Annotated in this window: 25 protein-coding genes; 12 read left to right on the top strand and 13 right to left on the bottom strand. The window is 38.6% G+C overall.

The genetic code is table 11. The features are described from left to right. Positions 1–19: 19 nt before the first annotated feature. Together rep and ACN19N_RS03910 are read right to left on the bottom strand one after the other, a co-directional pair. Positions 20–2,059 carry a DNA helicase Rep gene (gene rep / locus ACN19N_RS03915; RefSeq protein WP_269239195.1) on the bottom strand — a complete coding sequence of 680 codons (2,040 nt, stop codon included), beginning with the start codon at positions 2,057–2,059 and terminating at the stop codon, positions 20–22. A 183-nt stretch (positions 2,060–2,242) separates the two neighbouring features. Beyond that, on the bottom strand, positions 2,243–2,905 hold the full coding sequence (locus ACN19N_RS03910) for an OmpA family protein (protein ID WP_269229775.1): 663 nt from the start codon (positions 2,903–2,905) through the stop codon (positions 2,243–2,245). A gap of 389 nt (positions 2,906–3,294) precedes the next feature. On the opposite strand from ACN19N_RS03910, the gene ACN19N_RS03905 reads away from it, so the two are divergent. The 6 genes from ACN19N_RS03905 to ACN19N_RS03880 all read left to right on the top strand — a co-directional run bounded on the left by ACN19N_RS03905 (position 3,295) and on the right by ACN19N_RS03880 (position 7,699). Beyond that, positions 3,295–4,212: an acyltransferase gene (locus ACN19N_RS03905; RefSeq protein ID WP_269229774.1), complete on the top strand. Its 918-nt coding sequence runs from the start codon at positions 3,295–3,297 to the stop codon at positions 4,210–4,212. Between the two features lie 24 nt (positions 4,213–4,236). Further along, positions 4,237–5,295, top strand: coding sequence for a preprotein translocase subunit SecA (locus ACN19N_RS03900; RefSeq protein ID WP_420001999.1), 1,059 nt, complete (start codon positions 4,237–4,239; stop codon positions 5,293–5,295). A 118-nt stretch (positions 5,296–5,413) separates the two neighbouring features. Next, positions 5,414–6,133, top strand: a complete 720-nt coding sequence (gene minC, locus ACN19N_RS03895) for a septum site-determining protein MinC (RefSeq protein WP_420001998.1) — start codon at positions 5,414–5,416, stop codon at positions 6,131–6,133. A gap of 65 nt (positions 6,134–6,198) precedes the next feature. Beyond that, the gene (gene minD, locus ACN19N_RS03890; protein ID WP_018679653.1) at positions 6,199–7,011 is read left to right on the top strand and encodes a septum site-determining protein MinD; all 813 of its coding nucleotides are present in this window, start codon (positions 6,199–6,201) and stop codon (positions 7,009–7,011) included. Positions 7,012–7,013: 2 nt separating this feature from the next. Further along, a complete protein-coding gene (gene minE, locus ACN19N_RS03885; RefSeq protein WP_004663449.1) occupies positions 7,014–7,286 on the top strand; it encodes a cell division topological specificity factor MinE in 273 nt (90 codons plus the stop codon). A gap of 125 nt (positions 7,287–7,411) precedes the next feature. Next, the gene (locus ACN19N_RS03880; RefSeq protein WP_005158274.1) at positions 7,412–7,699 is read left to right on the top strand and encodes a PA4642 family protein; all 288 of its coding nucleotides are present in this window, start codon (positions 7,412–7,414) and stop codon (positions 7,697–7,699) included. Positions 7,700–7,742: 43 nt separating this feature from the next. Here ACN19N_RS03880 and rhtC read toward each other — a convergent pair whose 3' ends face one another. Next, the gene (gene rhtC, locus ACN19N_RS03875) at positions 7,743–8,360 is read right to left on the bottom strand and encodes a threonine export protein RhtC (protein WP_004663452.1); all 618 of its coding nucleotides are present in this window, start codon (positions 8,358–8,360) and stop codon (positions 7,743–7,745) included. A gap of 128 nt (positions 8,361–8,488) precedes the next feature. After that, positions 8,489–11,575, bottom strand: coding sequence for a DNA translocase FtsK 4TM domain-containing protein (locus tag ACN19N_RS03870; RefSeq protein ID WP_269239193.1), 3,087 nt, complete (start codon positions 11,573–11,575; stop codon positions 8,489–8,491). 281 nt (positions 11,576–11,856) lie between these two features. On the opposite strand from ACN19N_RS03870, the gene trxB reads away from it, so the two are divergent. The 3 genes from trxB (at position 11,857) to ACN19N_RS03855 (ending at position 14,474) form a co-directional block, all read left to right on the top strand. Beyond that, positions 11,857–12,807, top strand: a complete 951-nt coding sequence (gene trxB, locus ACN19N_RS03865; RefSeq protein WP_018679648.1) for a thioredoxin-disulfide reductase — start codon at positions 11,857–11,859, stop codon at positions 12,805–12,807. Positions 12,808–12,900: 93 nt separating this feature from the next. Further along, positions 12,901–13,632, top strand: a complete 732-nt coding sequence (gene aat / locus ACN19N_RS03860) for a leucyl/phenylalanyl-tRNA--protein transferase (protein WP_269239665.1) — start codon at positions 12,901–12,903, stop codon at positions 13,630–13,632. Positions 13,633–13,658: 26 nt separating this feature from the next. Beyond that, the gene (locus ACN19N_RS03855) at positions 13,659–14,474 is read left to right on the top strand and encodes an arginyltransferase (RefSeq protein ID WP_269239192.1); all 816 of its coding nucleotides are present in this window, start codon (positions 13,659–13,661) and stop codon (positions 14,472–14,474) included. Here ACN19N_RS03855 and rimI read toward each other — a convergent pair. From rimI to ACN19N_RS03815, 8 genes are all read right to left on the bottom strand, one after another. After that, on the bottom strand, positions 14,460–14,921 hold the full coding sequence (gene rimI / locus ACN19N_RS03850) for a ribosomal protein S18-alanine N-acetyltransferase (protein ID WP_269239191.1): 462 nt from the start codon (positions 14,919–14,921) through the stop codon (positions 14,460–14,462). The two genes, ACN19N_RS03855 and rimI, sit on opposite strands and share 15 nt — an antisense overlap. Before the next feature lie 93 nt (positions 14,922–15,014). Continuing rightward, entirely contained in the window at positions 15,015–15,899 is an 885-nt protein-coding gene (locus ACN19N_RS03845) for a metal-dependent hydrolase (RefSeq protein ID WP_269239190.1), read from the bottom strand. A gap of 222 nt (positions 15,900–16,121) precedes the next feature. Further along, complete coding sequence (locus ACN19N_RS03840) at positions 16,122–17,003, bottom strand: metal-dependent hydrolase (RefSeq protein ID WP_269239189.1); 882 nt, start codon at positions 17,001–17,003, stop codon at positions 16,122–16,124. Between the two features lie 202 nt (positions 17,004–17,205). Next, entirely contained in the window at positions 17,206–18,396 is a 1,191-nt protein-coding gene (gene tuf, locus ACN19N_RS03835) for an elongation factor Tu (RefSeq protein WP_269229021.1), read from the bottom strand. A 93-nt stretch (positions 18,397–18,489) separates the two neighbouring features. After that, entirely contained in the window at positions 18,490–20,628 is a 2,139-nt protein-coding gene (gene fusA, locus ACN19N_RS03830; protein ID WP_050041360.1) for an elongation factor G, read from the bottom strand. Positions 20,629–20,805: 177 nt separating this feature from the next. Beyond that, a complete protein-coding gene (gene rpsG / locus ACN19N_RS03825) occupies positions 20,806–21,276 on the bottom strand; it encodes a 30S ribosomal protein S7 (protein WP_005190966.1) in 471 nt (156 codons plus the stop codon). 160 nt (positions 21,277–21,436) lie between these two features. Beyond that, positions 21,437–21,811, bottom strand: a complete 375-nt coding sequence (gene rpsL, locus ACN19N_RS03820; protein ID WP_004638184.1) for a 30S ribosomal protein S12 — start codon at positions 21,809–21,811, stop codon at positions 21,437–21,439. A gap of 171 nt (positions 21,812–21,982) precedes the next feature. Then, entirely contained in the window at positions 21,983–23,332 is a 1,350-nt protein-coding gene (locus ACN19N_RS03815; RefSeq protein WP_269239188.1) for an EcsC family protein, read from the bottom strand. Positions 23,333–23,621: 289 nt separating this feature from the next. Here ACN19N_RS03815 and ACN19N_RS03810 point away from each other — a divergent pair, with 289 nt between their 5' ends. The 3 genes from ACN19N_RS03810 to ACN19N_RS03800 all read left to right on the top strand — a co-directional run bounded on the left by ACN19N_RS03810 (position 23,622) and on the right by ACN19N_RS03800 (position 26,059). Further along, positions 23,622–24,851 (top strand): beta-ketoacyl synthase N-terminal-like domain-containing protein, encoded by a 1,230-nt coding sequence (locus ACN19N_RS03810; RefSeq protein ID WP_269239187.1) that lies wholly within the window; start codon positions 23,622–23,624, stop codon positions 24,849–24,851. An 18-nt stretch (positions 24,852–24,869) separates the two neighbouring features. Next, positions 24,870–25,322 (top strand): protoporphyrinogen oxidase HemJ, encoded by a 453-nt coding sequence (gene hemJ / locus ACN19N_RS03805; protein ID WP_269229764.1) that lies wholly within the window; start codon positions 24,870–24,872, stop codon positions 25,320–25,322. Between the two features lie 218 nt (positions 25,323–25,540). After that, positions 25,541–26,059, top strand: coding sequence for a hypothetical protein (locus ACN19N_RS03800; RefSeq protein ID WP_420001997.1), 519 nt, complete (start codon positions 25,541–25,543; stop codon positions 26,057–26,059). Between the two features lie 55 nt (positions 26,060–26,114). Here the strand turns inward: ACN19N_RS03800 and ACN19N_RS03795 are convergent, their stop codons facing one another. Next, positions 26,115–26,285 carry a hypothetical protein gene (locus ACN19N_RS03795; RefSeq protein ID WP_269229762.1) on the bottom strand — a complete coding sequence of 57 codons (171 nt, stop codon included), beginning with the start codon at positions 26,283–26,285 and terminating at the stop codon, positions 26,115–26,117. Positions 26,286–26,448: the final 163 nt, after the last annotated feature.

Raw genomic sequence — 26,448 nt, 5'->3', positions numbered from 1 at the left:
ACTTCCTACTGACTATTTCTTAACGTTTCAATAATGCTTTTAAATTCGCGAGATATTGCTGAGCTTGCTCTTTCGGATCAACATTCGGTGCGAGTTTCTTTTTACGACCATGCCACTCTAGATCATCTTGTGGTAATTCGTCTAAGAAACGGCTTGGTGTCATTTGACGCATTTGACCACCGTTTTTGCGCTGCTCAGCAAGTGTCAAGGTAAGCCCTTGTCGAGCACGGGTAATACCCACATACATTAAACGGCGTTCTTCTTCAATGGTTTCTGAAGCAATCGAGTTTTTATGTGGTAATAGCTCTTCTTCCAAGCCAATCATATACACATAAGGAAATTCCAATCCTTTTGCAGCATGTAGCGTCAATAAGTTCACTTTATCCGTGTCTTCTTCTTCTTGCTGCTGCTCTAACATATCGAGCAATACCAGTTTACGAATCACACTTTCAATATTCTTCTCATCGACATCATCAGTGCGATTCAATAAATTTTGAATGCTGCTATAAAGGCTTTCAATACTGTCAAGCTTGGTTTTTTCCTGAGCAGGCGTCGCTGCCTGTTCACGGATATAATCGATATAACCTGCTTCGTTAATCATCTGACGAACCTTTGGCATTGGCTCATCATCGTCGAGTAATTCACGTGTAAATGTCGCGATAAATTCAGCAAACTCATGCAATTGAGTTGATGCCTTCTTCGGCAAGACCATTGCCAAACGCTGATCTGAAGATGCTGTCAGCAAAGATAAGGTATTCTCTTGTGCGAATAAACCGAGTTTCTCTAAAGTGACAGGCCCAATTGCACGCTTCGGTGTATTAATAATTCGTAAGAAAGCACTATCATCTTCAGGATTAATAATGAGGCGTAAATAGCTCATCACATCTTTAATCTCAGCACGAGCAAAGAACGATTGCCCACCCGATAATTTATATGGGATTTGCATTTGACGTAGCTGCGTTTCTAATACACGTGCTTGGAAATTACCACGATATAAAATGGCATAGTCTTTCCAATTTTTACCATTCATCAATTTATGCGTGATGAGATCTTTAACAACACGTTCAGCTTCATCATCATCATTTAGGCACGTGATCACACGAATATTTTCGCCATGCCCTTTGTCACTCCACAATTTCTTATCGAAAATATGCGGATTGTTTTCAATCACAGCATTTGCTGCTTTTAGAATACGGCTGGTTGAACGGTAGTTTTGCTCAAGTTTGATGACTTTTAAATTATGAAAATCTTCTTTTAATAAAGCCATATTCTCAGGCTTTGCACCACGCCATGCATAAATAGATTGATCATCATCACCTACTGCGGTGAATTGCCCCATCACACCAACGAGAAGTTTTACAAGTGTATATTGTGCAGTATTGGTATCTTGATATTCATCTACCAGTAAATAGCGAACACGGTTTTGCCATTTATCTCTGACTTCAGCATTTTCTTGAAGTAAGCGAGCAGGCATTACAATCAAATCATCGAAATCGACTGCATTATAGGCACGTAGGTTACGTTCATAAAGTTGATACAAATGCGCCAACTGTACATCATCAACAGTTTCACAAGTTGAATGGGCTTGCTCAGGTAAGACTAGATCATTTTTCCAATCTGAAATTTTTTTCATTGCTTTTGCGATGAGTTCTTTACTCTCTGCACCTGATAAATTGTCACGTTGCATTAAGTCCATCAGAATTCGTTTGCAGTCGTCTGCATCTAAAATCGAGAAGTTGGCTTTAAGAGGTAAGTTTTTTAATTCTAAACGTAATAAATTCAGACCAAAAGTATGGAAAGTCGAAACTGAGAGTCCTTTAGCTTCTTCACGAGACAATAATTTACCGACACGCTCCTTCATCTCACGTGCAGCTTTATTGGTAAAGGTCATAGCAGTAATACGATGTGCTGGAATACCACATTGCTGTACGAGGAAAGCAACTTTTCGAGTAATTACGGAGGTTTTACCTGAACCTGCACCTGCAAGCACCAACAATGGCCCTTGAACATATTTCATCGCTTCAAGTTGCTTGTCATTGAGTTGACTGGCAGATGACATCTTGGAATACCTCTCACGTTTTCGAGCATGATTATAGACATCTCTGTTTTAGAATCCCAATAGTAAATCTTGGGATATGTATAAATTATGATGCCTTATACAAATAACACGCCATAGCTTGTCGCAAGCTGTTCGACACAATAAAAAAACCACCCGAAGGTGGTTCTTTTAAATCAGTAATAATTACTGTTTTGCATAAATACTAATTTCTACACGGCGGTTTTGTTCTTTACCAGCAGCAGTTGCATTTGAAGCGATTGGATTAGAAGAACCTAAACCTTGCGCATCAATACGGCCACCTGAAACACCTTGACCAGCTAAATAATTTTTAACTGACTGAGCGCGTGCTTGAGATAATGGAATGTTGATTGAATCATTACCTGTATTATCTGTATAACCTGTTACAAGAATCGCACTCTTGTTATCTTCAGCCAACACTTGTGCAACTTTGTTTAAAGTGCCGTAGAAGTTAGGTTTAATATTTGATTTATTGGTATCAAATGTAATGCTACCCGGCATGATCAATTGAACAGAACCATCTGGATTACGACCTACATCAACACCTGTACCTGCCATTTGCTCACGTAATTTTTTCTCTTTGTTATCGAGATATAAACCACTTGCACCACCAAGAATCGCACCAATTGCAATTGCACGGTTGTTTTGAGATGATGAGTTAGCATTACCTTTAGATACACCATAACCCGCAGCAGCACCAATTAAAGCACCTAAAGCAGCTTTGTCGTATGAAACACCACCAATATCGTTACCTTGGCCACTCATTGTTTGGCAACCAGAAAGTACCAATCCAGCCCCTACTAATGTTGAAATTACTAATGCACGCATTGCGTAGCTCCTGTCTATGTATTTTGTTGTCTGAACAAATAATGAATGATAAAATCAAGCCAGACCATTGATATTTTGTTAATAATAAACAGTTTATTTATATTTTTGTAATATTTTGATGCACTTTTCTTGATCTTATACTCACATTTTCTCCACTGTTTATTATTTTGCATAAAATCACACTTATGAGATATATATCACATTATTAAAAATTAAGTAATCATCTAAGTCTTCTATGGTAAAAATTTTAATTTCCCAGATTTTGTATCTATAAGTACTGGAATATATGAAAATTGTGAACATTTAAAAATATACAGTTGTATTTAAATATCTGTTGTTTATAGTTAAAAGAATTGTTTTATCGAAAATTAGCACTCAAGGTTTGATTTATGTCTACCACAAATAAAAAAGCATCGTTATTAGAAAGGGTAAGTAAAGGACTTACTGTTGGTTCTGTGATCACAGGAAGTACTTTTTTACATGGGCCCCCTATCCTGACATTAGGTATCACCAAGCTATTCAAAAAATCAAAAAAGGTAGATGAAACCAATATTCAGTTGGCGAATAGTTGGATTGGCATAAATAATCAACTGATTGAAAAAGTCTTACCAAATCTTAAATGGGAAATTAGTATTGATGAAAAGCTCGATCTGAATTTACAAGGTCGTTATATGATGATTTGTAATCATCAAAGTTGGGTGGACACCACAGTAAATCAATATTTTGGTCTCACACGTATGCCACTCACCCGCTTCTTTACCAAGTGGGAACTCATCTTTATTCCTTTTGTTGGGCAAGCCTTTAAGATTTTGGGTTTCCCAATGATGAAACGTCACTCAAAGGAACAAGTGGCTAAAAACCCAGAACTGAAACATCGCGATATGTTAGAAGCACGTAAAGCCTGTGAACAATTATTAAGTCAGCCTTTTACACTACTCAATTATCTTGAAGGCACTCGCTTTACTGCCGAAAAACAAGCAAAACAGCAATCACCCTATCAAAACTTACTTAAGCCAAAAGCAGGTGGCTTGGCATTGGCTTTAAACATCTTAGGCGATAAGATTGATGCTTTGGTTGATATGACCATTGTCTATCCTGATGGTGCACCAGATTATGGTGATTTTTGGTTAGGTGATGTCTCACGTATTGCTGTAGATTTGCGTAAAATAGAAATTCCAGATTGGGTGCTTGGTGGAAATTATGAAGATGATCCAATCTACCGCGAACGTTTTCAGCAATGGGTCGATCAAATCTGGACAGAAAAAGACCAATTGATTTCACAAATGAAATCTAAATATTATCAATAGTCTCATTAGGAATTGACTCACCACATGACTCAGCAGGACTCAAAACAAAACTCTAAATATAGCCTTGTAAATCCAAACAGTAAGTTTTTTAAACTGTTTCTTGTTTATGACATTTTCATGGTGTTTATTATTGTTTTTAATTTGTTCTGCTTAGGCATGAACTTTTTTTTAATGAGTAATATTGGCGAATGGTTTTTTAACACAATCCATTTACCTAATGTGCTTGAGTTTTATCGTAGTTACTTACACCCTTGGGTGATTATCACCGAAGCATGGTTTATTATTTTTTTAATCACTGAACTTGCCGTGCGATGGGCAATTGCGATTGTGAATAAACACCATGCTCGTTGGTGGTTTTTTCCATTTATTCATTGGTATGAAATCTTAGCGATTATTCCCCATTTACGTTTTCTACGTTTATTCCGCGCAGGTATCATTGCCTATCGCCTACATGAACTTGGGTATAAGGTTGTACCTGATAACATTCGTATTAAAGCAGCGTTTTACTATAGTGTCATCATGGAAGAACTCTCTGATCGCGTTGTCATTTCGGTCATAGATGGCGTTCGACAAGAACTTGAAACCAGTTCGAGTCATAAAAAAATTATTCATGATCTCGTTGATCATCATCGTCAATTGTTTACTGTGGCGCTATCTTCTTTACTACAAGAATCCTTAGCAAAAACATTGCAAGAACAACAACCAATGATTACGAAAAAAGTAGGCATTATTGTCAATCAAGCGATTGAAGATACGCCTGAACTGACCCAGTTATTACGTTTAATTCCTCTTGTTGGTGGAAGAATTGAACAACAGATTCAAACTATTGGGCAACGTTTAGGTGAAAATATTAGTATTGGTTTGATTGAACCTTTTACAGCAGGCTCTGCACACAACCCAAATGAGAATTATCAATTGATCGCAGAAAAAATCAGTGAGCTAAATATTGATAATCACTACTTAGAAGAATTGGTTGAATCAGTTGTATTTGAGAGCCTCGCAGCCATACGAAAACAAGTAAAAATCAAGCAATGGCAGCAAACCTTGCATGAATATGATCAATTGGATAAAAAAGCAGAATGATTACAAGAAAATTTACCAATCTAGCTAGAGAATTCCTGTAATTTGTTCTAGCATTTGCTTTTATTTACAACATGCTTTAACACAATAGAGTGCTTAAAAAAGCCCTTAAGGATAAATTATGGCTGATATACGGATTACGGGCAGAATGGTGAATTTTAGTCGATTAACATTCGACACAAATGACCATAATGCGATCCGCCAGCAACTTACAAGCACCCTCAATGAAGGTTCCTATCTTGGAACTTTAGTCATTATTGACAGTACCGTTGAACAAGAGCTGATTGCATTAATTCAACTACTCATCGATCTTGGTTTACAACCAATGGCGGTGATTGATGGTCTCTTGGGTGACGAGGCTCGTGCCATTCAATTCCCTGTCCTACCTGCTGATCAACCATTACAGCGTATCAAAGCATCGAAAGAGCAAGTCGTTGCTCAAGCACCTGAAAACAATACTGAAACTCCAGAAATACAAACACCACAAAAACAAACACCGACTACGCATATCACCTCATATCATGATGAGATTTTGCGTACTGGACAATGTTTGGTACAGGATCAAGGTGATATTATCTTGAATGCGGGCATGAATAGTGGCTCTGAAGTCATTGCGTCTGGAAATATTCACATTTATGGCAATGCTCGTGGTAGAGTCATTGCAGGTGCAGGTGGGCACACTTCAGCTCGAATTTTTTGTCATTCACTAGAAGCAGAGTTAATCTCGATCGCAGGGACATATTGTGTCGCAGATGATATTCCTAAAGATATGATCAAAAAACCCGTACATATTTATTTAAATAACAAGCAAGAGCTTGAATTTGAAGCCTTACAGTTTTAATTTAACTTATTAAACACCCAAAAAGCCCTTTTAGGGCCGTATGACCATAAATAGGAGTGGATTCGGTGGCCAAAATTGTTGTCGTAACGTCAGGCAAAGGTGGTGTAGGTAAAACTACAACAAGCGCATCTTTTGCAACAGGTTTAGCCCTACGTGGTCATAAAACTGTTGTGATTGATTTCGATGTAGGTTTACGTAATCTCGATTTGATCATGGGCTGTGAACGCCGTGTCGTTTATGACTTTGTCAATGTCATCAATAATGAAGCTCGCTTACAACAAGCATTGATTCGTGATAAAGAAATCGAAAACTTGTACATTCTCCCTGCATCACAAACACGTGATAAAGATGCTTTGAGTGATGAAGGCGTTGCTCGTGTGATTGATGAGCTTGCTCAAGAGTTTGATTACATCATCTGTGACTCACCAGCAGGTATTGAACGTGGTGCAATTTTAGCAATGTACCATGCTGATGAAGCAATCATTGTGACAAACCCTGAGATTTCATCAGTGCGTGACTCAGATCGTATTATTGGTATGCTTGATAGTAAAACTAAAAAAGTTGAACACAACGAAGGCCGTATCCGTAAACATCTCTGTATCACACGTTTCAACCCTGAACGTGCTGACAAACAAGAAATGTTAACGATTGATGATATTTCTAAAGATATTTTACGTGTGCCGACTTTGGGTGTTATTCCTGAGTGTCCAAGCGTACTACAAGCATCTAACGAAGGTAAACCCGTAATTCTTTATGATGAAACTAAAGCTGGGCAAGCCTATGATGATTTAGTCGCTCGTTTCCTAGGCGAAGATCGTCCTTATCGACACATTGCAGTACAGCCAAAAGGTTGGTTAGCTAGACTATTTGGAGCGTAATTATGGCAGGATTCTGGAGTAAACTTTTTAGCAGTGATGAAAAACCATCAAGTGCACAAACTGCCAAAGATCGCTTAAAAGTTATTGTTGCATCTGAACAAGGTTTAGGCCGCCGCTTAAGCCAAGACAAAATTGACCAAATGAAAAAAGAAATCATGCAAGTGGTCAGTCGTTACGTTCGTGGCGTAGATGAACAGCATATTCAAATGCAAGTTCGTTCAGAAGCAAATATCGAAATGTTAGAAATGAATATCAATTTACCTGAAGATCGATAGAAGTTTTTTCATTAGCGATTTTTCGCAAATAAAGGCAAAATACATTGCGACTGAACAAAGCCATGCTTTGTTAATTATTCAGTCCCGTATTTTGCCTTTATTATTTTAAGACTGAGGAGATTGTCATGGCATTATCACAGCCAGCAACTTTCAATGAAGAATGGTCAGATGAGCGTGTTTTTGCCTACCTCAACCAACTTCCACCAGCAGATGTTAATGCTGACTTCCATGTACTCTATCATGCGTTCAAACATATGCGCCCTTTCGACTATGAGCGCTTGATTACCAAATTTTTAGCTGATGGTCGCGATTTAAATGCGACTAATCCTGAAGGACAGCGTATTCATGACGTGATAGCTCAATTTCCACGTCAGAAAGATGGTTTCTTAGAAGTCTTAGCAAAATTTGCTTAAGATAAAAAAGCCTGCTTAAAGCAGGCTTTTTTATCTCTTTATTTTATCGACTACCAATCAAATAAACGCCCAGTAAGGTAAAAATCCCACCAGAAATACCATCAATCCATTTTGCAAAATTTTGATATGCTGTTCTAAATGTAGGTAATGAGAATACAAAGGCTACCACTAAGAACCATAGCAAGGTTTCTATCGCAATAATAATAAAAAGCAAAGAGTGATGCTGATCAAATAAAGGATTGGCTAAGAATAATGAAAATACACTACCAAAATAAATCACTGCTTTAGGATTCGATAAGTTAGTGAGTAAACCTTTCATAAAAAACAAATAAGGCGACTGAGGTAATACTATCTGTTTGATACTTTGCTCACCTTTTGAAAAAGCTGAACGAAGCATTTGGTATCCCAACCAACATAAATATAAACCACCAGCGACTAAAAGGCCTTGTTTTAGCCAAGCCATCTTTTCAAAAATAATATTCAGTCCCATCAAGGCTAAAAGTGACCAGACCATCGCCCCCAAGCAGATACCAAATGCAACCAATACCGCATCCTTACGAGAACGGCTGACAGCGGTTTGAGAAACTAAGAAGAAATCAGGTCCTGGAGTGATAAGCGCACAAAAATGAATAAAAATGAGTGTACATAATGCAACAAACATGGCTCACCCTTTAGCTTGAATTTTTAAACAATAAGCTTAAATAAAAAACGTGATTATTACTATATAAAATTGATAAACCTATAACAATAAAGCCCCTAAAGAGGGGCTTTATTAGTGGAATATTCTTATTAAACGAGAATATCGCGCTTACCGTTTGCTCCCATCGAGCTCACGATCCCATTTTCTTCCATCTGATCAATGATACGCGCCGCACGGTTATAGCCAAGACTAAATTTACGTTGTAACGATGAAGTTGAAGCCTTACGTGTCTCTAAAACAAAAGAAACACATTGATCATAAAGTGCATCACGACTTGGGTCACCATCACCATCTTCAAAACCACGTGAAGTTGGTTCTTCATCAAATGGGGTTAAGATTTCATCGACATAATCTGGTTCACCACGTTCACGCCAAGCGTCACAGATGCGGTTCACCTCATCATCACTAATAAAAGCACCATGCACACGCTCAGGCTCGATTTTACCCGGCCCTAAGAATAGCATGTCACCATGCCCCAATAAGTCTTCTGCTCCACCTGCATCGAGAATCGTTCGAGAGTCAATCTTACTGTTTACACGTAATGCAACACGTGTTGGGATATTCGCTTTAATCAAGCCTGTGATGACGTCAACTGATGGACGTTGTGTTGCAAGTAGTAAATGAATACCTGCCGCACGAGATTTCTGCGCAAGCCGAGTAATCATCTCCTCAGCTTTTTTACCAACCTGCATAATCATGTCAGCGAATTCATCAGCAACAATCACAATCGATGGTAAAGGAGCTAATCGTGGTGCACGCTCCCCTACAACTGAATCACTGGCTTTCCAAGTTGGATCAATCAAATCGTCGCCATTGGCAATCGCTTCTTCCACTTTGCGGTTATAGTCAGCCAATTTACGAATTTTTAGAAAAGACATTAGCTTATAACGACGCTCCATTTCATTGACACACCAATTCAATGCGCTTACAGCATCTTTCATATCTGTAACAACAGGTGTTAATAAATGTGGAATATCATTGTAGTTAGCTAATTCAAGCTGTTTTGGGTCGATTAGAATTAAACGCAATTGATCAGGCGTGTATTTTAACAACATCGATAAAATCATTGAGTTAACAGCTACTGACTTACCAGAACCAGTTGTTCCCGCAACTAACATATGCGGTGCTTTGCCCAAATCAGTAATCACAGGATTACCTGAAATGTCTTTCCCCATCGCCATCGAAAGTAAACCCGCTGGGTCTTCAAATGCAGGTGTCTTTAACAACTCAATCAGTCGAACCATTTCACGGCTGCTATTTGGGACTTCAATGCCGATATAAGGTTTTCCAGCAATCACTTCAACCACACGAACAGATGCCATTGACATTGAACGTGCTAAGTCACGTGAAATATTGGTCACTTTAGATGCTTTTACACCCGGTGCAAGATCTAGTTCAAAACGTGTCACGACAGGCCCAGGTTGAGCCTCCATCACTTGAGCTTTGACGTTAAACTCTTGTAATTTAATTTCTAGAAGTTCAGACAAACGAGCTAATTGTTCAGCTGTAAAGTTCACCTTTTTATTCGGATCTACCTTGTCCAATAATTCTAAACCTGGCAAAGTTGGTAAATCACGACGTTTTTGAGCCACTTGCATCGCACGAGACATTGGACGACCAAATGAATCTGTTAACGGCGCATCTAAATCAAAATCATCTTCGATATCAAAATTTTCTTCAATTTTACCCGCAGTTTCTTGCCATGCTTCAATAAATGCTTCTTTTGATAAACTTTCTTTAGGCGTTTCAATCTCAATAGGTGCTTTTACAAAAGCCGAAGACTGCGCGTAGCTCGGAGTTTGCAATACAGATTGCTGTTGTTTGTCTTCAATTAACAAATCTTCAAATTCATCAAAGCCTTCATCCAAAATACTTTGCTTATCGTCAGAGATCATGTTTTTGATCGTATGATGCGACTGAACTGCCGTTGCTTGCGGTACAGATTGAACTTCTATTGAATCTAACTCAATATCATAGTCAATTTCATCACTTTCATTTCTAGCCGTTGATCGCGGTTCTTGAATAAATGGCTTATGTACATCCGTAGCCGTTTTACTATTAGGAACAGCAGCCAATAATTCATCGAATATTTGGTCATCATTCCAATCGACTGGACTCTGATGAGGACGTTGCACTGCTACAGAAGAAACTTCCGTTGCTGAGTGTACATATTGAGATGAAGGATTTATAGCATCATCTGCCGCTCGCAAAAGTGCATCAATTTCTTGTTTATGACTCACATCATCATGTTGTAATGCACGCCATACTTCACCTGTTTGAATTAAGCGCTGACTATCGGCTGCAAGTTGATGTGCTTGTTTTAAAGTTTGCTCAAAATCTTCTGTTGATAATACTTCTTGTGATTGAACACTTTGCTGCTCTTTGGCAACAACATCAGCAAATAGTTTTTCGGCTAATAATTGATGATGTGAATTGTCTGTCGATGCTGTTTTAGCTGCAATGCTGTGCTGTGTATTTTGGGATGCATCATTCGCCTCTACAATATTTGAATCAGCCGCTTGGAGTGGAGCTTTTTGCTTTATAGTTGGTGTTTCTGTTGGGACTAATTGTTCAGTCAAATCATAAGCAGATTCGTGTTGAGGTATATTTTTATAAAACAAATCTTGTAAATATGCTGGCGTATTTTTTAATGTTGCCCAAGTTTTATTCCATTGAATACCAAAAGCTAAAGTGAATAATAAAATACTAAAAGTGAGTAAAAAAAATGTTGCGCCATAGATGGTTAAAAGCTGAGAAAGGCTCTGACCCAACTCATAACCAATGATACCACCTGCCGCATTTTCTAAAGTATCTGCTGGGACATTCCAATGTAGATACAACAAACTAGAAATGGACAGAATCAAGAAGAACTGTGCTGCATAACGGAATGGGCGATTTAAAAAACTTCTAGGCCACCATACTTGAATTGCTTCGATAAATAGAAATAAAGGAATGAACAAACTTGCCCACCCTAAAAAACCGAATAACAAATCTGCAATCCAAGCACCTGCAACACCACTTGCATTTGAGACCTGTTGCGTATCACTTGAAATATGCATCCAACCTGGATCAAAAGGTGTGTAGGTTACTGTGGCAAGAAATAGATAAATGCCAAAAGAAATCAAAAATAATGTCATTAAAAAGCGTTGTGCATAAACACTTGACACCGCAGCCATATACAGTCCTGTAACCCAATTTGTTATTTGTAGGTATCGATTAAGGTCTAACTGACCTTGATCAATAAGTTTTATATTATGCACTCGTTCTTACAAAAAAGATGCACGATTGTTTACTGTTGTTGTTAACATCCATTGTTGTTGCAAACATTGATGAAATATCAGTAAATGCTCTCCATGATATAGCTCAATTCGATTAGGTTTATCAATATTATCCACCCCACTTTGATGTGGATTAACGTATAATTTTAACAGTTTCAATATAAAAAGGATGTTCTTTAATGAGCGCTCGTCACTCACGGTTAATTATTTTGGGTTCTGGTCCTGCAGGTTATAGCGCGGCAGTTTATGCAGCGCGCGCCAACCTTAAACCGACACTGATTGCAGGCTTGCAATTAGGTGGTCAATTAACAACGACCACTGAAGTTGATAACTGGCCTGGTGACCCTGAAGGATTAACTGGTCCTGTGTTAATGGAGCGTATGCAAGCTCATGCAGAACGTTTCGGTACAGAAATTGTCTATGATCACATCAACGAAGTAGATCTTAAAACTCGTCCATTTGTCTTAAAAGGCGATATGGAAGAATACACGTGTGATGCTCTTATTATTGCAACAGGGGCAACTGCGCAATATTTAGGTCTTGAATCTGAAACTGCATTTATGGGTCAAGGTGTAAGTGCTTGTGCAACCTGTGATGGTTTCTTCTATAAAAACCAAAATGTCATGGTGGTTGGTGGTGGTAATACTGCCGTTGAAGAAGCACTGTATCTTTCCAATATCGCTGCTCACGTCACATTAGTACACCGTCGCGATAGTTTGCGTTCTGAAAAGATTTTACAAGATCATCTTTTTGCAAAAGAGAAAGAAGGTAAGATCAGTATTATTTGGAATCATCAAGTCGATGAAGTTTTGGGTGATAAAACGGGTGTAACTGCTGTTCGAATTCAGTCCACACAAGATGCAAGCACTCAAGATATTCAAGTTCAAGGTCTCTTTGTTGCAATTGGACACAAGCCAAATACCAGCATGTTTGAAAACCAATTGAACTTGCGTGATGGATATATTCAAGTTCAAAGTGGTACTTCAGGCAATGCAACAGCCGCTTCTATTGAAGGTGTATTTGCAGCTGGTGATGTAGCAGATAGTATCTATCGTCAAGCGATCACTTCAGCAGGATCAGGCTGTATGGCAGCACTAGATGCTGAAAAATATCTCGATAATTTAAACTAATCTCCACATTCTCTTGCGTTGACAATTTAGAATAGATTGTCAACGCGCTCTAGTTGCGTTAATTTAGAATCATTCTTATTCACTTTAGCAACTATGCAAGCGCTGCCTTTATCACAATATATTTTCCCAGATCCTATTGAAGCCGATCCAGAAGGACATGGCTTTATTTGCATAGGTGCAGATCTTTCCCCTTCTACCTTATTTGAAGCATATACACACGGTCTATTCCCTTGGTTTAACGAAGATGAACCGATTTGTTGGTGGAGTCCAGAGCCACGTTGCATTATTGAGCCTCATGCATATAAACCAAGTAAATCATTAATTCGAAATATGAAAAAACATGATTATCGGATTACAGTGAATCATGCTTTTGAAGATGTAATACGCTCATGTTCACTCCCCCGCAGCTATGCAAATGAAACATGGATTAGTGAAGATATAATCGAAGGCTATTGTTCTCTATTTAAAGCGGGTTATGCCTATAGCATTGAGGTCTGGCACCAAGAAAAATTGGTTGGTGGTCTATATGGTGTAACGATTGGAAAAGGTTGTTTTGGTGAGTCCATGTTTAGTACTGAAACCGACGTTTCTAAAATGGCTTTCTATACACTCATGTTGATCGGTCAAGAAAATCAGCTTCCTTGGATTGATTGCCAACTGGTCAATGACCATCTTTTAAGCTTAGGTGCGCGTACACTTTCTCGCCAAGTCTACCTAAAATCGTTACAAGATGTAATTATTGCCCCCTCTATCAATTGGAAAAGTTATCAAGAACGTGTATTTTCAAGTAAAACAATAGCAGTTTTTGCAAAATTAAACGGTTAATGGATTAACACCTTGGAGGGAGATTAATGAAATCATACCAACCCAAGTCCCTTTTAAATGACTTACAGTACTATATAACACCGCCACACGACTGTAGTTATCTTGATAACAAATCAGCTCGAATGGTATTTTTAGATCCAATTCACCGTATTGATGTGGTGACATTGTCTGAACTTTCACGTGTCGGTTTTCGGCGTAGTGGTGATTTTGTCTATCGACCAGAATGCAACTTATGTCGCCAATGTTTATCTTGCCGCGTTCCAATTCAAGAATTTAAAATGAATAGCAGCCAGAAAAAGGCATGGAAGCGTAATCAAGATTTAACAATGAGTATCTTGCCAACCTCGCAAGCCACTCAACAGCATTATAATTTGTATGAACGTTATATTAACGAGCGTCATGCAGATGGCGATATGTATCCAGCGACATTAGATCAGTTTGAAAAATTCCTCGTTCACAGTTGTACAGAAAGTTTCTTTATCGAACTTTGGGATGATCAGAAACTTATTGCCGTTTCTACTTGTGACTTAATGGATGATGGTCTCTCTGCTGTATATACTTTTTTTGATCCTCAAGAACAACGTCGTTCACTTGGTGTTTTTGCGATTCTTAAACAAATTGAATATGTCAGCACTTTAAATTTAGATTACCTATATTTAGGGTATTGGGTGCCTCACTCAGCTAAAATGAACTATAAATCACAATATACGCCACTGGAATTATTATTAGATGGGCAATGGCGCCGCCTTAACCGCCCACTCTCAGAAAAAGAGATTCATCAACTTGGAAATTCATTAATGACGACACTACCATCGGAGTGGGATAACTTAATTATTAAATAAAGCGGCAAAATCATCAGTGCATGTTTTGACCATAATCACAGCATGCTCTTTTGTACCATCTAAATTGGGATAATAATTTTTGCGTAAGTCTATTTGATGAAAATCCGTTTTTTCATACAAACGAATTGCAGCAAGATTGCTTTCACGTACTTCTAAAAAAATTTGAATCGGATTATTTTTTAAAAGTTGAATTGAATAACCTAACAACTCGTATCCAAGACCTTTGCCCTGTTGGCTTGGATGAATAGCCATCAGTAATAAATTGGCCTCATCTAGAACAGGCTGCAAAATACAGAAGCCAACGACCTGATTCGACTGCTCATAGACCGTGCACTGATACGAAGCTAAAGATTCTTGAAATTGTTGTTTCGACCAAGGATGTGTTTGTACTAAGCGCTCAATTGCAACAACACTGTCTACATCGCTCTCTTGCATCAATCGAATCACGATCTATCACTCTATAAAATATTGACGCAGATTATCAGCAATTTGATCATAAATTTGAATAAAAAAATGGGCAATTTTAATTGCCCATTTTCATTAACTCATATTAAAGCCTAATTCAGCACGCCATTTATTCAATAAAGCTGTTGTATCATCATCATTCGGATGAAATTTTGGTCTTAAAAATGCCAATAACGTTGGAATTTGACGTGTCATAAAACCTTTGTAGCCATACATGAACTTGAGCATATATTTGGTATCTCGCCATGTAAGTTTGCCATCAGTTTTTAAAAGAGTCGCAGTGAAATATGACTGGGTAATAAAAATTAAACCCATTGCAATCACTAAAGCTAATGAACGCATAAAATAAGCTTTAAATCCTTGCCCATACATCGCTTCATAAACGTCAAATGCTACCGCTTTATGTTCATTTTCTTCAACTGCATGCCACATCCATAAATGGTACATGGTCTCATCCATAAACATGGATTGAATATCTGGGTTAGACAATAATTCTTCAGCAATCGTTGATGTAAAATGCTCCAAGGCACAAGTACCCGTTAAACCAATCATCTCTTTTGTAAAACCAAATGGTTTTAATAATTTAGTAATTATAGCAACTCCATATTGAATGACTTTACCCGTTTGTGCTTCCAATTTACGCACATCATAACCATAAGCTTGAGCAGCTGCATTGAATGCCAAATGCTCTTTAGAATGCATCGCTTCCTGACCAATAAAAGCACTAATTTCTTTTTGTAATCGAGGATCAGCAAGTTTTGGATCATTTCTAACTGCACGGGTACTATTCACAAAAAATTGTTCACCCTCTGGGAACAGTGCTGAAAGTGCAGTCATAAAATGAGTTAAAGCAGCATCACCATTTGCCCAATAGCGCGGCACTTCACCAAATTCAAAATCCATTCGGCGTACAGGAAAACTAGCGCCAGCGCGGTTTGAAATATTGACCTTAGCATTCATACCTTATTCTCCTACCCAATGGATATATTTGATTAAAAATTATCTATGCTTTATTTATACGCTTCTTTGAACGCGTTAAATAAGTGCAGATAAGGTCAGAAAAGCATCATCTTAGGACATGTCAGTATGATTTAAAAAAGTTTATTCAATGTAATATTCAAAATAAAAAAAGAGCAATTTTATTGCTCTTTTTACATAGGTTTAGCTAATGGATGTTTTAATTTAAAAACCTAATTTCGCCTTCCAATCTTTAAGTAATTTTACGGTATCTAAATTATTTGGATGAAAACGTGGTCTAAAGTAAGCCAACATTTCACCCGCCATACCTGTAATAATCCCTTTTGATGGACTATAAGCATATTTGTAAATCATGCCTAATTCTTTCAGATTTAGTTTTTTATCTTGTTGAAGTAGACGTAAAGTAAAATAAGATTGAAGAATAAAGATTAAAACCATAGCAAATACAAGTGCTGTAGTACGTAAACTATATGCCTTCAATCCAGTTCCAAATACTGACTCATATACATCGTAAGCCACTGCTTTATGTTCATTTTCTTCAACTGCATGCCAGAACCACATATATGACATGGTCTCATCTGTCATTAAATCTTGAATGTGTTTATTGCGTAACAATTCAGAAGCAATCGTTGCAGTAAAATGTTCTAGCGCTGTAGTTGCCGTTAGATCAACCATTTCTCTTGTCATACCAAACGGTTTAACGATTTTTGAAAAATTCTTAAGCGCAAATTGGATATAACGTCCTGTAATCTGCTCTAAAGATCTAACATCATGACCATACTTTTGTGCAGAAGCATTAAAATTTACATGCTCTTGAGTGTGCATTGCTTCTTGACCAATAAAAGCACTGATTTCTTTTTGTAGTTCTGCATTATCTTTAATAGTTGGGTGATAACGTACAGCACGTACAGCATCAATAAATAATTTCTCGCCATCTGGGAATAATGCAGACAAACCAGTCATGAAATGAGTTAAGCCAGCCGAACCATCCATCCAATATTCTGGCACTTGATCAAAATCAAAATTCATACGACGTACTGGAAAACTTGCACCTGCACGATTTGAAATATTTACTTTAGCATTCATGCTTCTGACTCCTTTTAAATGGAAAATTTCCATTTAGTACTTTTGTTCATTTTCTTGTGTTTTATATTACGGTTTTATTGCGATGAATTAAGTGCAGTTTAGGACAGCAAGGTATCAGTTTAGGACACTATTAAAGATAGATTGTCGAACAATAGACATAAAAAAACACCCCAAAGGGGTGTTTTTTTATTACTCTAAGCGATTATGCAGTTACTTTAGCAACAACACCAGCACCTACAGTACGACCACCTTCACGGATCGCAAAACGTAGACCTGGGTCCATTGCGATCGGGTGGATTAACTCTACTGACATCTCAACGTTGTCACCAGGCATAACCATTTCTACGCCTTCTTGTAACTTGATTGCGCCAGTTACGTCAGTTGTACGGAAGTAGAACTGTGGACGGTAACCGTTAAGGAATGGAGTATGACGACCACCTTCTTCTTTAGAAAGTACATATACTTCCGCATCGAATTTAGTGTGTGGCTTGATTGTACCTGGTTTAGCAAGTACTTGACCACGTTGTACGTCTTCACGCTTAGTACCACGTAGAAGAACACCACAGTTCTCGCCCGCACGACCTTCGTCAAGAAGTTTACGGAACATTTCTACGCCAGTTACAGTCGTTACAACTGTGTCACGGATACCAACGATTTCAACTGTTTCGCCAACTTTAACGATACCAGACTCAACACGACCTGTTACAACAGTACCACGGCCAGAAATAGAGAATACGTCTTCGATTGGCATTAAGAATGCTTTGTCGATTGCACGTTCTGGTTCTGGGATGTAAGAATCAAGCGCTTCAACAAGTGCAAGAACTGATGCTTCACCGTAAGGACCGTCATTACCGTTTAATGCTTGAAGCGCTGAACCACGGATGATTGGAGTATCATCACCTGGGAAGTCATAAGTAGAAAGAAGTTCACGAACTTCCATTTCTACTAATTCAAGTAATTCTTCATCATCAACAAGGTCACACTTGTTAAGGAATACAAGAATAAATGGTACACCAACCTGACGTGAAAGAAGGATGTGTTCACGAGTTTGTGGCATTGGACCATCAGTCGCAGCACATACAAGGATCGCGCCATCCATCTGAGCAGCACCAGTAATCATGTTTTTAACATAATCGGCGTGGCCCGGGCAGTCTACGTGAGCGTAGTGACGGATTGGAGAATCGTATTCTACGTGTGAAGTATTAATTGTAATACCACGTGCTTTTTCTTCAGGAGCTGAGTCGATTTGTGAGTAATCTTTCGCTTCACCGCCGTAAGTTTTTGCACAGATAGTTGCAATCGCAGCAGTTAAAGTTGTTTTACCATGGTCAACGTGACCAATTGTACCCACGTTTACGTGTGGTTTATTACGTTCAAACTTGGCTTTAGCCATGATGATCTTCCTTTATAAACTGCTCATGAGGGTCGCCCATGAGCACTTGGTTTTTTAACTAAATTTTAGTTGGGTAATATAGTAATCGAAAGATTACTCGTCGTCACCTTTTTTACCGCCAGCTTGGAACTTAGCGATGATGCCTTCAGCCACGTTACGTGGAGTTTCAGCATATTTAGCAAATTCCATAGAGTAAGTCGCACGACCTTGAGACATAGAACGCATTTGAGTCGCGTAACCAAACATCTCAGCCAATGGAACTTCTGCTTTAATTGCTTTAGTTCCACCAGGAAGATCGTCCATACCTTGAACCATACCACGACGACGGTTTAAGTCACCCATGATATCGCCCATGTAGTCTTCTGGAGTTTCTACTTCAACTTTCATGATTGGTTCAAGCAAGATAGGATCTGCTTTCATGAAACCATCACGGAATGCGTAAGAACCTGCCATTTTGAACGACAATTCGTCAGAGTCGACATCGTGGTAAGAACCGTCGAATAATGTCGCTTTGATACCCACAACAGGGTAACCAGCCAATACACCATTCTTCATACGTTCTTGAATACCTTTATCAACCGCACCAAAGAATTCTTTAGGTACTGTACCGCCGACAACTTCTTCAGCGAATTGGTATTCTTTACCAGCTTCTTCAACATCCATAGGTTCTAAACGAACATATACATGACCGAATTTACCTTTACCACCTGTTTGACGAACAAACTTACCTTCTTGTTCAACAGACTTTTTGATCGTTTCACGGTAAGCAACCATTGGTTTACCAATGTTCGCTTCAACACCGAATTCACGCTTCATACGGTCAACGATGATGTCAAGGTGAAGTTCACCCATACCAGCAATAATTGTTTGACCAGATTCTTCATCTGTACGAACGCGGAACGATGGATCTTCTTTAGCCAAACGACCTAAAGCGATAGACATTTTTTCTTGGTCAGCTTTAGTTTTTGGTTCAACAGCCAATGAAATTACTGGCTCTGGGAATTCCATACGTTCAAGAGTAATAATGTTCTTCTCATCACATAATGTATCACCCGTCGTAACGTCTTTAAGACCTACACACGCTGCGATATCACCTGCACGGATTTCTTCAAGATCTTGACGCTCGTTCGCGTGCATTTGTACGATACGACCGATACGCTCACGCTTAGATTTAACTGGGTTATAAACCGGATCACCTTGTTTAAGAACACCAGAATAAACACGTACGAAAGTTAAGTTACCTACGAACTTATCGTTCATGATTTTGAACGCAAGTGCAGAGAACGGTGCTTCGTCAGATGCTTCACGAGATGCTTTAGTTTCATCTTTATCGTCAAGAATACCTTCGATTGCTTTAACTTCTGTAGGCGATGGTAAGAATTCAATTACAGCATCCAACATACGTTGAACACCTTTGTTTTTGAACGCAGAACCACAAAGCATTACTTGAATTTCAGATGCTAATGTACGAGCACGAAGACCAGCAATGATTTCTTCTTTAGAAAGATCACCTTCTTCTAAGTACTTGTCCATTAATTCTTCTGAAGCTTCAGCAGCAGCTTCAACCATCTTGGTACGCCATTCTTCAGCAGTATCAACGAGGTCAGCTGGAATATCGCCGTATTCAAACTTCATACCTTGAGATGCTTCATCCCAGATAATCGCTTTCATCTCGATCAGGTCAACAACACCTGCAAACGTATCTTCAGCACCGATTGGCACAACGATAGGTACAGGATTACCACCTAAACGAGTTTTAACTTGCTCAACAGCACGGAAGAAGTTTGCACCTGTACGGTCCATCTTGTTCACGAATGCTAAACGAGGCACTTTATATTTGTTTGCTTGACGCCATACAGTTTCAGACTGAGGTTGTACACCACCTACAGCACAGTAAACCATGCACGCACCATCAAGAACACGCATAGAACGTTCAACTTCGATCGTGAAGTCTACGTGTCCCGGTGTATCAATTACGTTGATACGGTGTTGTTGAAATTGGTTACCCATACCAGACCAGAAACAAGTTGTCGCAGCAGAGGTAATTGTAATACCACGCTCTTGTTCTTGTTCCATCCAGTCCATTGTTGCTGCACCGTCATGTACTTCACCAATCTTGTGAGATACACCTGTGTAGAACAAAATACGTTCAGTTGTAGTTGTTTTACCTGCGTCAATGTGCGCAGAGATACCGATGTTACGGTAATTACTAATTGGAGTTTGGCGAGCCATGATGTCTACATTCCTAAATGTTATATTTAAAACAGGACGCATCAATTAAATTGATGCGTACAAATATTCAAGCAGGCAACTTAAATACCCGCAAAGCTCCCACTTTGATAGAAAGCAATGTTGAATCTAGCTGCTGTACGCATGAATATTCTCCTGATTAGGGACTGTTTTATCCGCTTAGAAACGGTAGTGAGAGAAGGCTTTGTTGGCTTCAGCCATACGATGCACGTCTTCACGTTTTTTGATCGCAGAACCTTTACCTTCAGCTGCATCAAGCAACTCACCAGCAAGACGTAAAGCCATCGTTTTTTCAGAACGCTTAGCAGCAGCATCTACTAACCAACGCATAGCCAAGGCAGTACGACGGGATGGGCGCACTTCCATAGGTACTTGATAAGTAGCACCACCAACACGGCGTGCTTTTACTTCGACCATAGGACGAACTTTTTCAAGAGTAGTCTCGAAAAATTCAACTGGGTCAACTTTGTTTTTTTCTTGAACGCGGTCTAAAGCACCGTAAACGATACTTTCAGCAATAGATTTTTTACCATCTTGCATTACGTGGTTCATGAATTTAGCGATTGTTTGGCTGCTAAATTTTGGATCTGGAAGGATCTCACGAGCAGCGACTACGCGACGTCTTGGCATTTTAATACACCTAATAATATGACACTTCAGGATAATCCAGCAGTTTGTACAAGTGTCATGTACGCTACGCTGGCCTTACTATACGTCGCTTGAATTACAAATCTATGAAGAATTCAAACAAGCGAAACGCTAAAGGGTTGTTTGGGCTAGTTTCCTAGAATTACTTCTTAGGACGCTTAGCACCGTATTTAGAACGTGACTGGTTACGATCTTTAACGCCAGCACAGTCTAAAGAACCACGAACGGTATGGTAACGTACACCTGGTAAGTCTTTAACACGACCACCACGGATAAGCACAACACTGTGCTCTTGTAAGTTATGACCTTCACCACCGATATAGCTTGATACTTCAAAACCAGAAGTTAAGCGAACACGGCAAACCTTACGCATTGCTGAGTTAGGTTTTTTAGGAGTAGTCGTATATACACGTGTACATACACCACGACGTTGTGGACAAGCCTTCAACGCAGGAACTTTTGATTTTTCAATCAAAGTTGTACGACCCTTACGGATCAACTGATTTGTTGTTGCCATTTGGCAATTCTCCCGTTATTAAACAACCTTAAAAAGAAAAACACCTCTTTTTAAGGGCACATAATTGTAAGCCAAGAAGTAAAAATGGTCAACATTGCAAGACAAAGCAAGTGCTGACCATTTCTATAATTTTGTTGTTTTATTGATGTCTAAATCACACCAACAAAATAATTAACTGTGTTTTGTTGATGCAGGCTCTATATCGATTGTTTTTGGTTCTGTAGATAGTTCCGATTCATCAGAAGTGAGTAATTCATTTGATTGCTCTTTCAAAGCAGATTGCTGTTCAGTATGTTCGTGCTTGACCACATGCTCTGATGCAAGCTGTTGAATACTCTGCTCAACGTTTTCATTCGTCTGAATTTCTTTAGCAGCATGATCTTTAGATTGCACTGAAACATTGGTAATCACATCATTTTTGCTTTCATCAACACTACTTAATGCATTTGTCGTAGTCTCTGTTGCATTTAACAATTGTGAATTCGGCTTTCTTAATAATGCTTCCGCTTTGTAATAGGCTTCTAAGGGTGAAAGATCTTCATTCGGATATTCATTCAAATAAAAACGGGCTGCCCCGAAAACAGATTGTGCCTTGTGTCCTACATCTTCGAGTAAACGCCAACTATAAAAGCCACCTAAAGCAGCACCAGCAACTGGTGTTAATTTACCAATCACAGATGCTTGAGGGATATGATTCAACCACCCCCATTTAAACTGTCCTTCCTCATCAACAAACCATTTCTTTACAAGCTCAATATCGTTGCTCGATCCAAGCAACTGCTGAAACTGTTGTAAGTCATGGGTTTCTAACATCGACTTCAAAGCTTTTAATGCAATCAATAATGTTTGTTTTTCAGCAATAATACCCAAATCAATTTCTTTAAAAATAAAGGCAACCACTTCTTGATCTGTCTCATCAGCCAAATCAAACCCATGAGAGCGACCCGTTTGATAAATTGTTCTTAGTGCTAGAACAATCGAGGCAGGAATATCAACGGCTGCACCCCAAACTCCTGTCGCTCCCGTGATAACGCCTTGCGCAGCGGCTAATAATTTATTTTGTTCGATTAATGCCTGACTTAAACGTTGAGAACGCCCAGTATCTTGAGTGAGTTCGGTAATATCTTTTACACCTGCCTCTTCCAGAATCTTTTCTGTAAGTGAAGTATTGGAACTAAATTCATTCAACCACTGAAATAAATAATCAGAAACTTTTTCGCCCATGTCAGGTGAAATGAAAGATGCAACATTATTTACTTTTGTGTAATGGCGACCCAAAAGTTGATGTGACAATTTAGGTAACTGTTGACGTAACATATGTTGTGGGCTTTCGTATTGCTCAATCTCAAATGGGCTTTTAAAACGCGCCTTCCCTTCGATCACATTAGATGAATCTGTAGATCCATCTGCTAATGTTTTAGGGGCAGTTTGAAGTTTTTGTATTTCTGAACTGAGCTTTTTAGCCACTCCAAAGGCTTGGGTAAATAAACCTGAAGATTGCTTGTTTTTAGATTTTGTCATCAAGTACCTCTGTTCTATAATTTGTGCATCTCTAGGTAAATACTAGGTTGAATGCAAATTTATCTCAACTTTTATCTGTGTTCTTTCATTACCTTTTGTCTCAACTGCATTTATATTTACGAATATTTACACAACTAGAAATAGGCATAAAATTTGCCATAAGAAATAAAAAACCTTTCTGCTATGATGGTGTCATTCACTCATAAGCCATTTAAATCGTTATTTTCTCCTGATTTGTACTTATAGCGATATGCATAAGGCTTCGTATTACCATAAAAGGGATCTGTAAATGAAACGTGTTGTAATCACTGGTATGGGCATTAACTCATGTATCGGTAACTCTTTAGAAGATGTCACTCATTCTTTAAAAAATGGAATCTCAGGAACACGTTTTAATCCAACTTATGCCGAATTAAATTTTAAAAGTCATGTCAGCGCTGCTGCTGAACAAGATTTTGATGGTATTGACCGTAAAATCAAGCGTTTTATGGGTGTATGTGCGATGTATGCTTATAACGCAGCGATTGCAGCAGTAGAACATGCGGGTCTAAAACAAGAGGATCTAGCAAATAACCCTCGTTATGGTATTGCAGGTGGTAGCGGCGGTAACTCAACTGCATCAGTTGCAGAGATGGTTAAGCTATTAGAAGAAAAAGGCGCACGTAAAATTGGTCCTTTCTTTGTTCCCCGTAATATGAGTAACACAATTACTGCCAATGTCGGTGTAGCATTGAAACTACAAGGCGTTGCGCATTCAATTACCAGTGCATGTGCAACTTCTGCTGATGCAATTGGTTATGCCTACAACCTGATTCAATTGGGTAAACAAGACCTAATGCTTGCGGGTGGTGGTGAAGAAGATCACTGGTCTCAAAGCTTACTTTTTGATGCAATGGGTGCATTGTGTTCTAAATATAATGATACTCCCGAATCTGCATCTCGCCCTTACTCAGCGGATCGTGATGGTTTTGTCATCGCTGGTGGTGGTGGTTTCATTATTCTTGAATCACTTGAACATGCACAAGCACGTGGTGCGAACATCTTAGCTGAAGTTGTTGCTTATGCAGCGAACAGCGACGGTGCAGATATGGTTGCACCAAGTGGTGAAGGTGCGACACGTTGTATCATCATGGCATTAGATGAAGCAAAACAACACGGTGTAGAACAAATCGATTATGTCAACACACATGGTACATCAACACCAGCGGGTGACGTGACTGAGCTTAAAGCAATGGAGCGTGCATTTGGTGAAGGACAAGTTCCACCACTTAGTTCAACCAAATCAATGACGGGTCACAGCTTAGGTGCTGCAGGTGTTCAAGAAGCGATTTATTCTATATTGATGATGCAAAATGACTTTATTGCTCCAAACATCAACGTGACTGAGCTTGATGAAGGCGCACAAGGTTTCGATATTGTACTTGAAAAACGTGATACAAAACTGAATACTGTGATGAGTAACAGTTTTGGCTTTGGCGGCGTAAACGCCTGCCTTATTTTCAAGAAGTGGGATGCATAATCCCACCTAGGATTATCGATGGATGCACCTTCTGATGCTTTCTTATGGGTAAAAGCATTACATATTATTGCCGTGGTTTGCTGGTTCGCTGCATTGTTCTACTTACCCCGGCTTTATGTCTACCATGCTATGAGTGAAGATGCCGTTAGTCATCAACGCTTTGAGGTGATGGAACGCAAGTTGTATCGCGGTATTATGTGGCCATCTATGATTGCCACACTCATTACTGCCCACTTCCTTGTCGATTGGGGTGATGCAACCCGACACTACCATGAAGCTTTATGGTTCTATCTTAAAGTCGGTCTGGTGGGTTTATTGGTCATATACCACTTTATTTGCGGTTATTATCGCAAGAAATTGATTGGTAACGCTCATTATAAGTCACACAAGTTTTGGCGTTTTTTTAATGAAATGCCGACTCTCATCCTATTTACAGTCGTCATCCTTGTTGTTGTAAAACCCCAGTTCTAATTGGGGTTTTTGCTTTTTAATGGGTCATCAAATTTTATAAAATTAGAATCAAATTAAGATTATGTATGAGATTTAAAACTATTTAACTTTTAATGAACTAAAATCAAAAAATTGAATCGCATCGCAACAATTACAAAACTAAGCGCAATCAAAAATTGGTTTTCTAATTAAACTATTTGCTATGGTATTAAACAAATTATGAATTGAATTTGAATCAGATGAAATTATTCGAATCATTGCACGCTATTCCCTCTCAGCTCATATCATTTCTGATTGTTTTTCTTAACATGAATGAATTTAAATGGCGTGGCTTAACTGATGGCGAAGTTGCACTCGCTCAATCTGTATTCGGTGATCTGATTGATTATCATGCAGTAAAAATCTTTAATATTCCTTATTTACCGTGGCAGCCATTGAATATTTTTATGGCGCCAAACGGCAATCTATTTGTACATAAACAACATTTTTACCAAGATTACTCAAAATGTTCATTAGATCTTCAGGCAATTTTTATTCATGAATTGGCCCACATCTTGCAATTTCAGCAAAAAACCAATGTCATCTTAAAAGGAATGTTGTTACAGACAGGCTACTATCTTAGTTTTAAAAAGTATAATCCCTATCATTATCACTTTATTCAAACCAAGACTTTCACCAGTTACAACATTGAACAACAAGGTGATATTGCACGAGATATTTTTTTAAAGAAGATTCCAAATATTATTTTGAACCAATAAAAAAGCCCTGTGAAATAAATGACAGGGCTTTTAAGTTAGAAATTCGCAATCTGCTTTATGCAACAGAACCTTTGCGCATTTTAGATTTAAGTTCATGGCGGCTGTCCATATTCGTCGTAAAATCCGTATCTTTGCGTATATCATCCATGATAATTGTACCAATACGCCCCACACCAATTGCCAATCCAAAGGCAATTACTGGAAATAAAATGGTTGAAATCATCATCACTCTAACCTCTTGAATATAGGAAATTCTTAACTGACTGATTAAATCTAAAGTTTATTTGTCTTGCTCTTGAAACATCACTGTACCAATACGACCAACAACAACTGCCAAGCCAAATGCAACCACAGGAAATAATAAAATTGACATATTCGTTACCTCTTTT

The sequence above is a fragment of the Acinetobacter sp. LF10 genome (genome assembly GCF_048585715.1).
Classification (GTDB): Bacteria; Pseudomonadota; Gammaproteobacteria; order Pseudomonadales; family Moraxellaceae; genus Acinetobacter.
This window is presented reverse-complemented; position numbering and strand designations above follow the sequence as displayed.

Excerpts from the sequence above, each read along its gene's own strand:
- rep (WP_269239195.1), bottom strand. The coding sequence starts at position 2,059 with ATGTCATCTGCCAGTCAACTCAATGACAAGCAACTTGAAGCGATGAAA.
- ACN19N_RS03910 (WP_269229775.1), bottom strand. The coding sequence starts at position 2,905 with ATGCGTGCATTAGTAATTTCAACATTAGTAGGGGCTGGATTGGTACTT.
- ACN19N_RS03905 (WP_269229774.1), top strand. The coding sequence starts at position 3,295 with ATGTCTACCACAAATAAAAAAGCATCGTTATTAGAAAGGGTAAGTAAA.
- ACN19N_RS03900 (WP_420001999.1), top strand. The coding sequence starts at position 4,237 with ATGACTCAGCAGGACTCAAAACAAAACTCTAAATATAGCCTTGTAAAT.
- minC (WP_420001998.1), top strand. The coding sequence starts at position 5,414 with ATGGCTGATATACGGATTACGGGCAGAATGGTGAATTTTAGTCGATTA.
- minE (WP_004663449.1), top strand. The coding sequence starts at position 7,014 with ATGGCAGGATTCTGGAGTAAACTTTTTAGCAGTGATGAAAAACCATCA.
- ACN19N_RS03880 (WP_005158274.1), top strand. The coding sequence starts at position 7,412 with ATGGCATTATCACAGCCAGCAACTTTCAATGAAGAATGGTCAGATGAG.
- rhtC (WP_004663452.1), bottom strand. The coding sequence starts at position 8,360 with ATGTTTGTTGCATTATGTACACTCATTTTTATTCATTTTTGTGCGCTT.
- ACN19N_RS03870 (WP_269239193.1), bottom strand. The coding sequence starts at position 11,575 with ATGGCTGCGGTGTCAAGTGTTTATGCACAACGCTTTTTAATGACATTA.
- trxB (WP_018679648.1), top strand. The coding sequence starts at position 11,857 with ATGAGCGCTCGTCACTCACGGTTAATTATTTTGGGTTCTGGTCCTGCA.
- aat (WP_269239665.1), top strand. The coding sequence starts at position 12,901 with ATGCAAGCGCTGCCTTTATCACAATATATTTTCCCAGATCCTATTGAA.
- ACN19N_RS03855 (WP_269239192.1), top strand. The coding sequence starts at position 13,659 with ATGAAATCATACCAACCCAAGTCCCTTTTAAATGACTTACAGTACTAT.
- ACN19N_RS03845 (WP_269239190.1), bottom strand. The coding sequence starts at position 15,899 with ATGAATGCTAAGGTCAATATTTCAAACCGCGCTGGCGCTAGTTTTCCT.
- ACN19N_RS03840 (WP_269239189.1), bottom strand. The coding sequence starts at position 17,003 with ATGAATGCTAAAGTAAATATTTCAAATCGTGCAGGTGCAAGTTTTCCA.
- tuf (WP_269229021.1), bottom strand. The coding sequence starts at position 18,396 with ATGGCTAAAGCCAAGTTTGAACGTAATAAACCACACGTAAACGTGGGT.
- fusA (WP_050041360.1), bottom strand. The coding sequence starts at position 20,628 with ATGGCTCGCCAAACTCCAATTAGTAATTACCGTAACATCGGTATCTCT.
- rpsG (WP_005190966.1), bottom strand. The coding sequence starts at position 21,276 with ATGCCAAGACGTCGCGTAGTCGCTGCTCGTGAGATCCTTCCAGATCCA.
- rpsL (WP_004638184.1), bottom strand. The coding sequence starts at position 21,811 with ATGGCAACAACAAATCAGTTGATCCGTAAGGGTCGTACAACTTTGATT.
- ACN19N_RS03815 (WP_269239188.1), bottom strand. The coding sequence starts at position 23,332 with ATGACAAAATCTAAAAACAAGCAATCTTCAGGTTTATTTACCCAAGCC.
- ACN19N_RS03810 (WP_269239187.1), top strand. The coding sequence starts at position 23,622 with ATGAAACGTGTTGTAATCACTGGTATGGGCATTAACTCATGTATCGGT.
- hemJ (WP_269229764.1), top strand. The coding sequence starts at position 24,870 with ATGGATGCACCTTCTGATGCTTTCTTATGGGTAAAAGCATTACATATT.
- ACN19N_RS03800 (WP_420001997.1), top strand. The coding sequence starts at position 25,541 with ATGAAATTATTCGAATCATTGCACGCTATTCCCTCTCAGCTCATATCA.
- ACN19N_RS03795 (WP_269229762.1), bottom strand. The coding sequence starts at position 26,285 with ATGATGATTTCAACCATTTTATTTCCAGTAATTGCCTTTGGATTGGCA.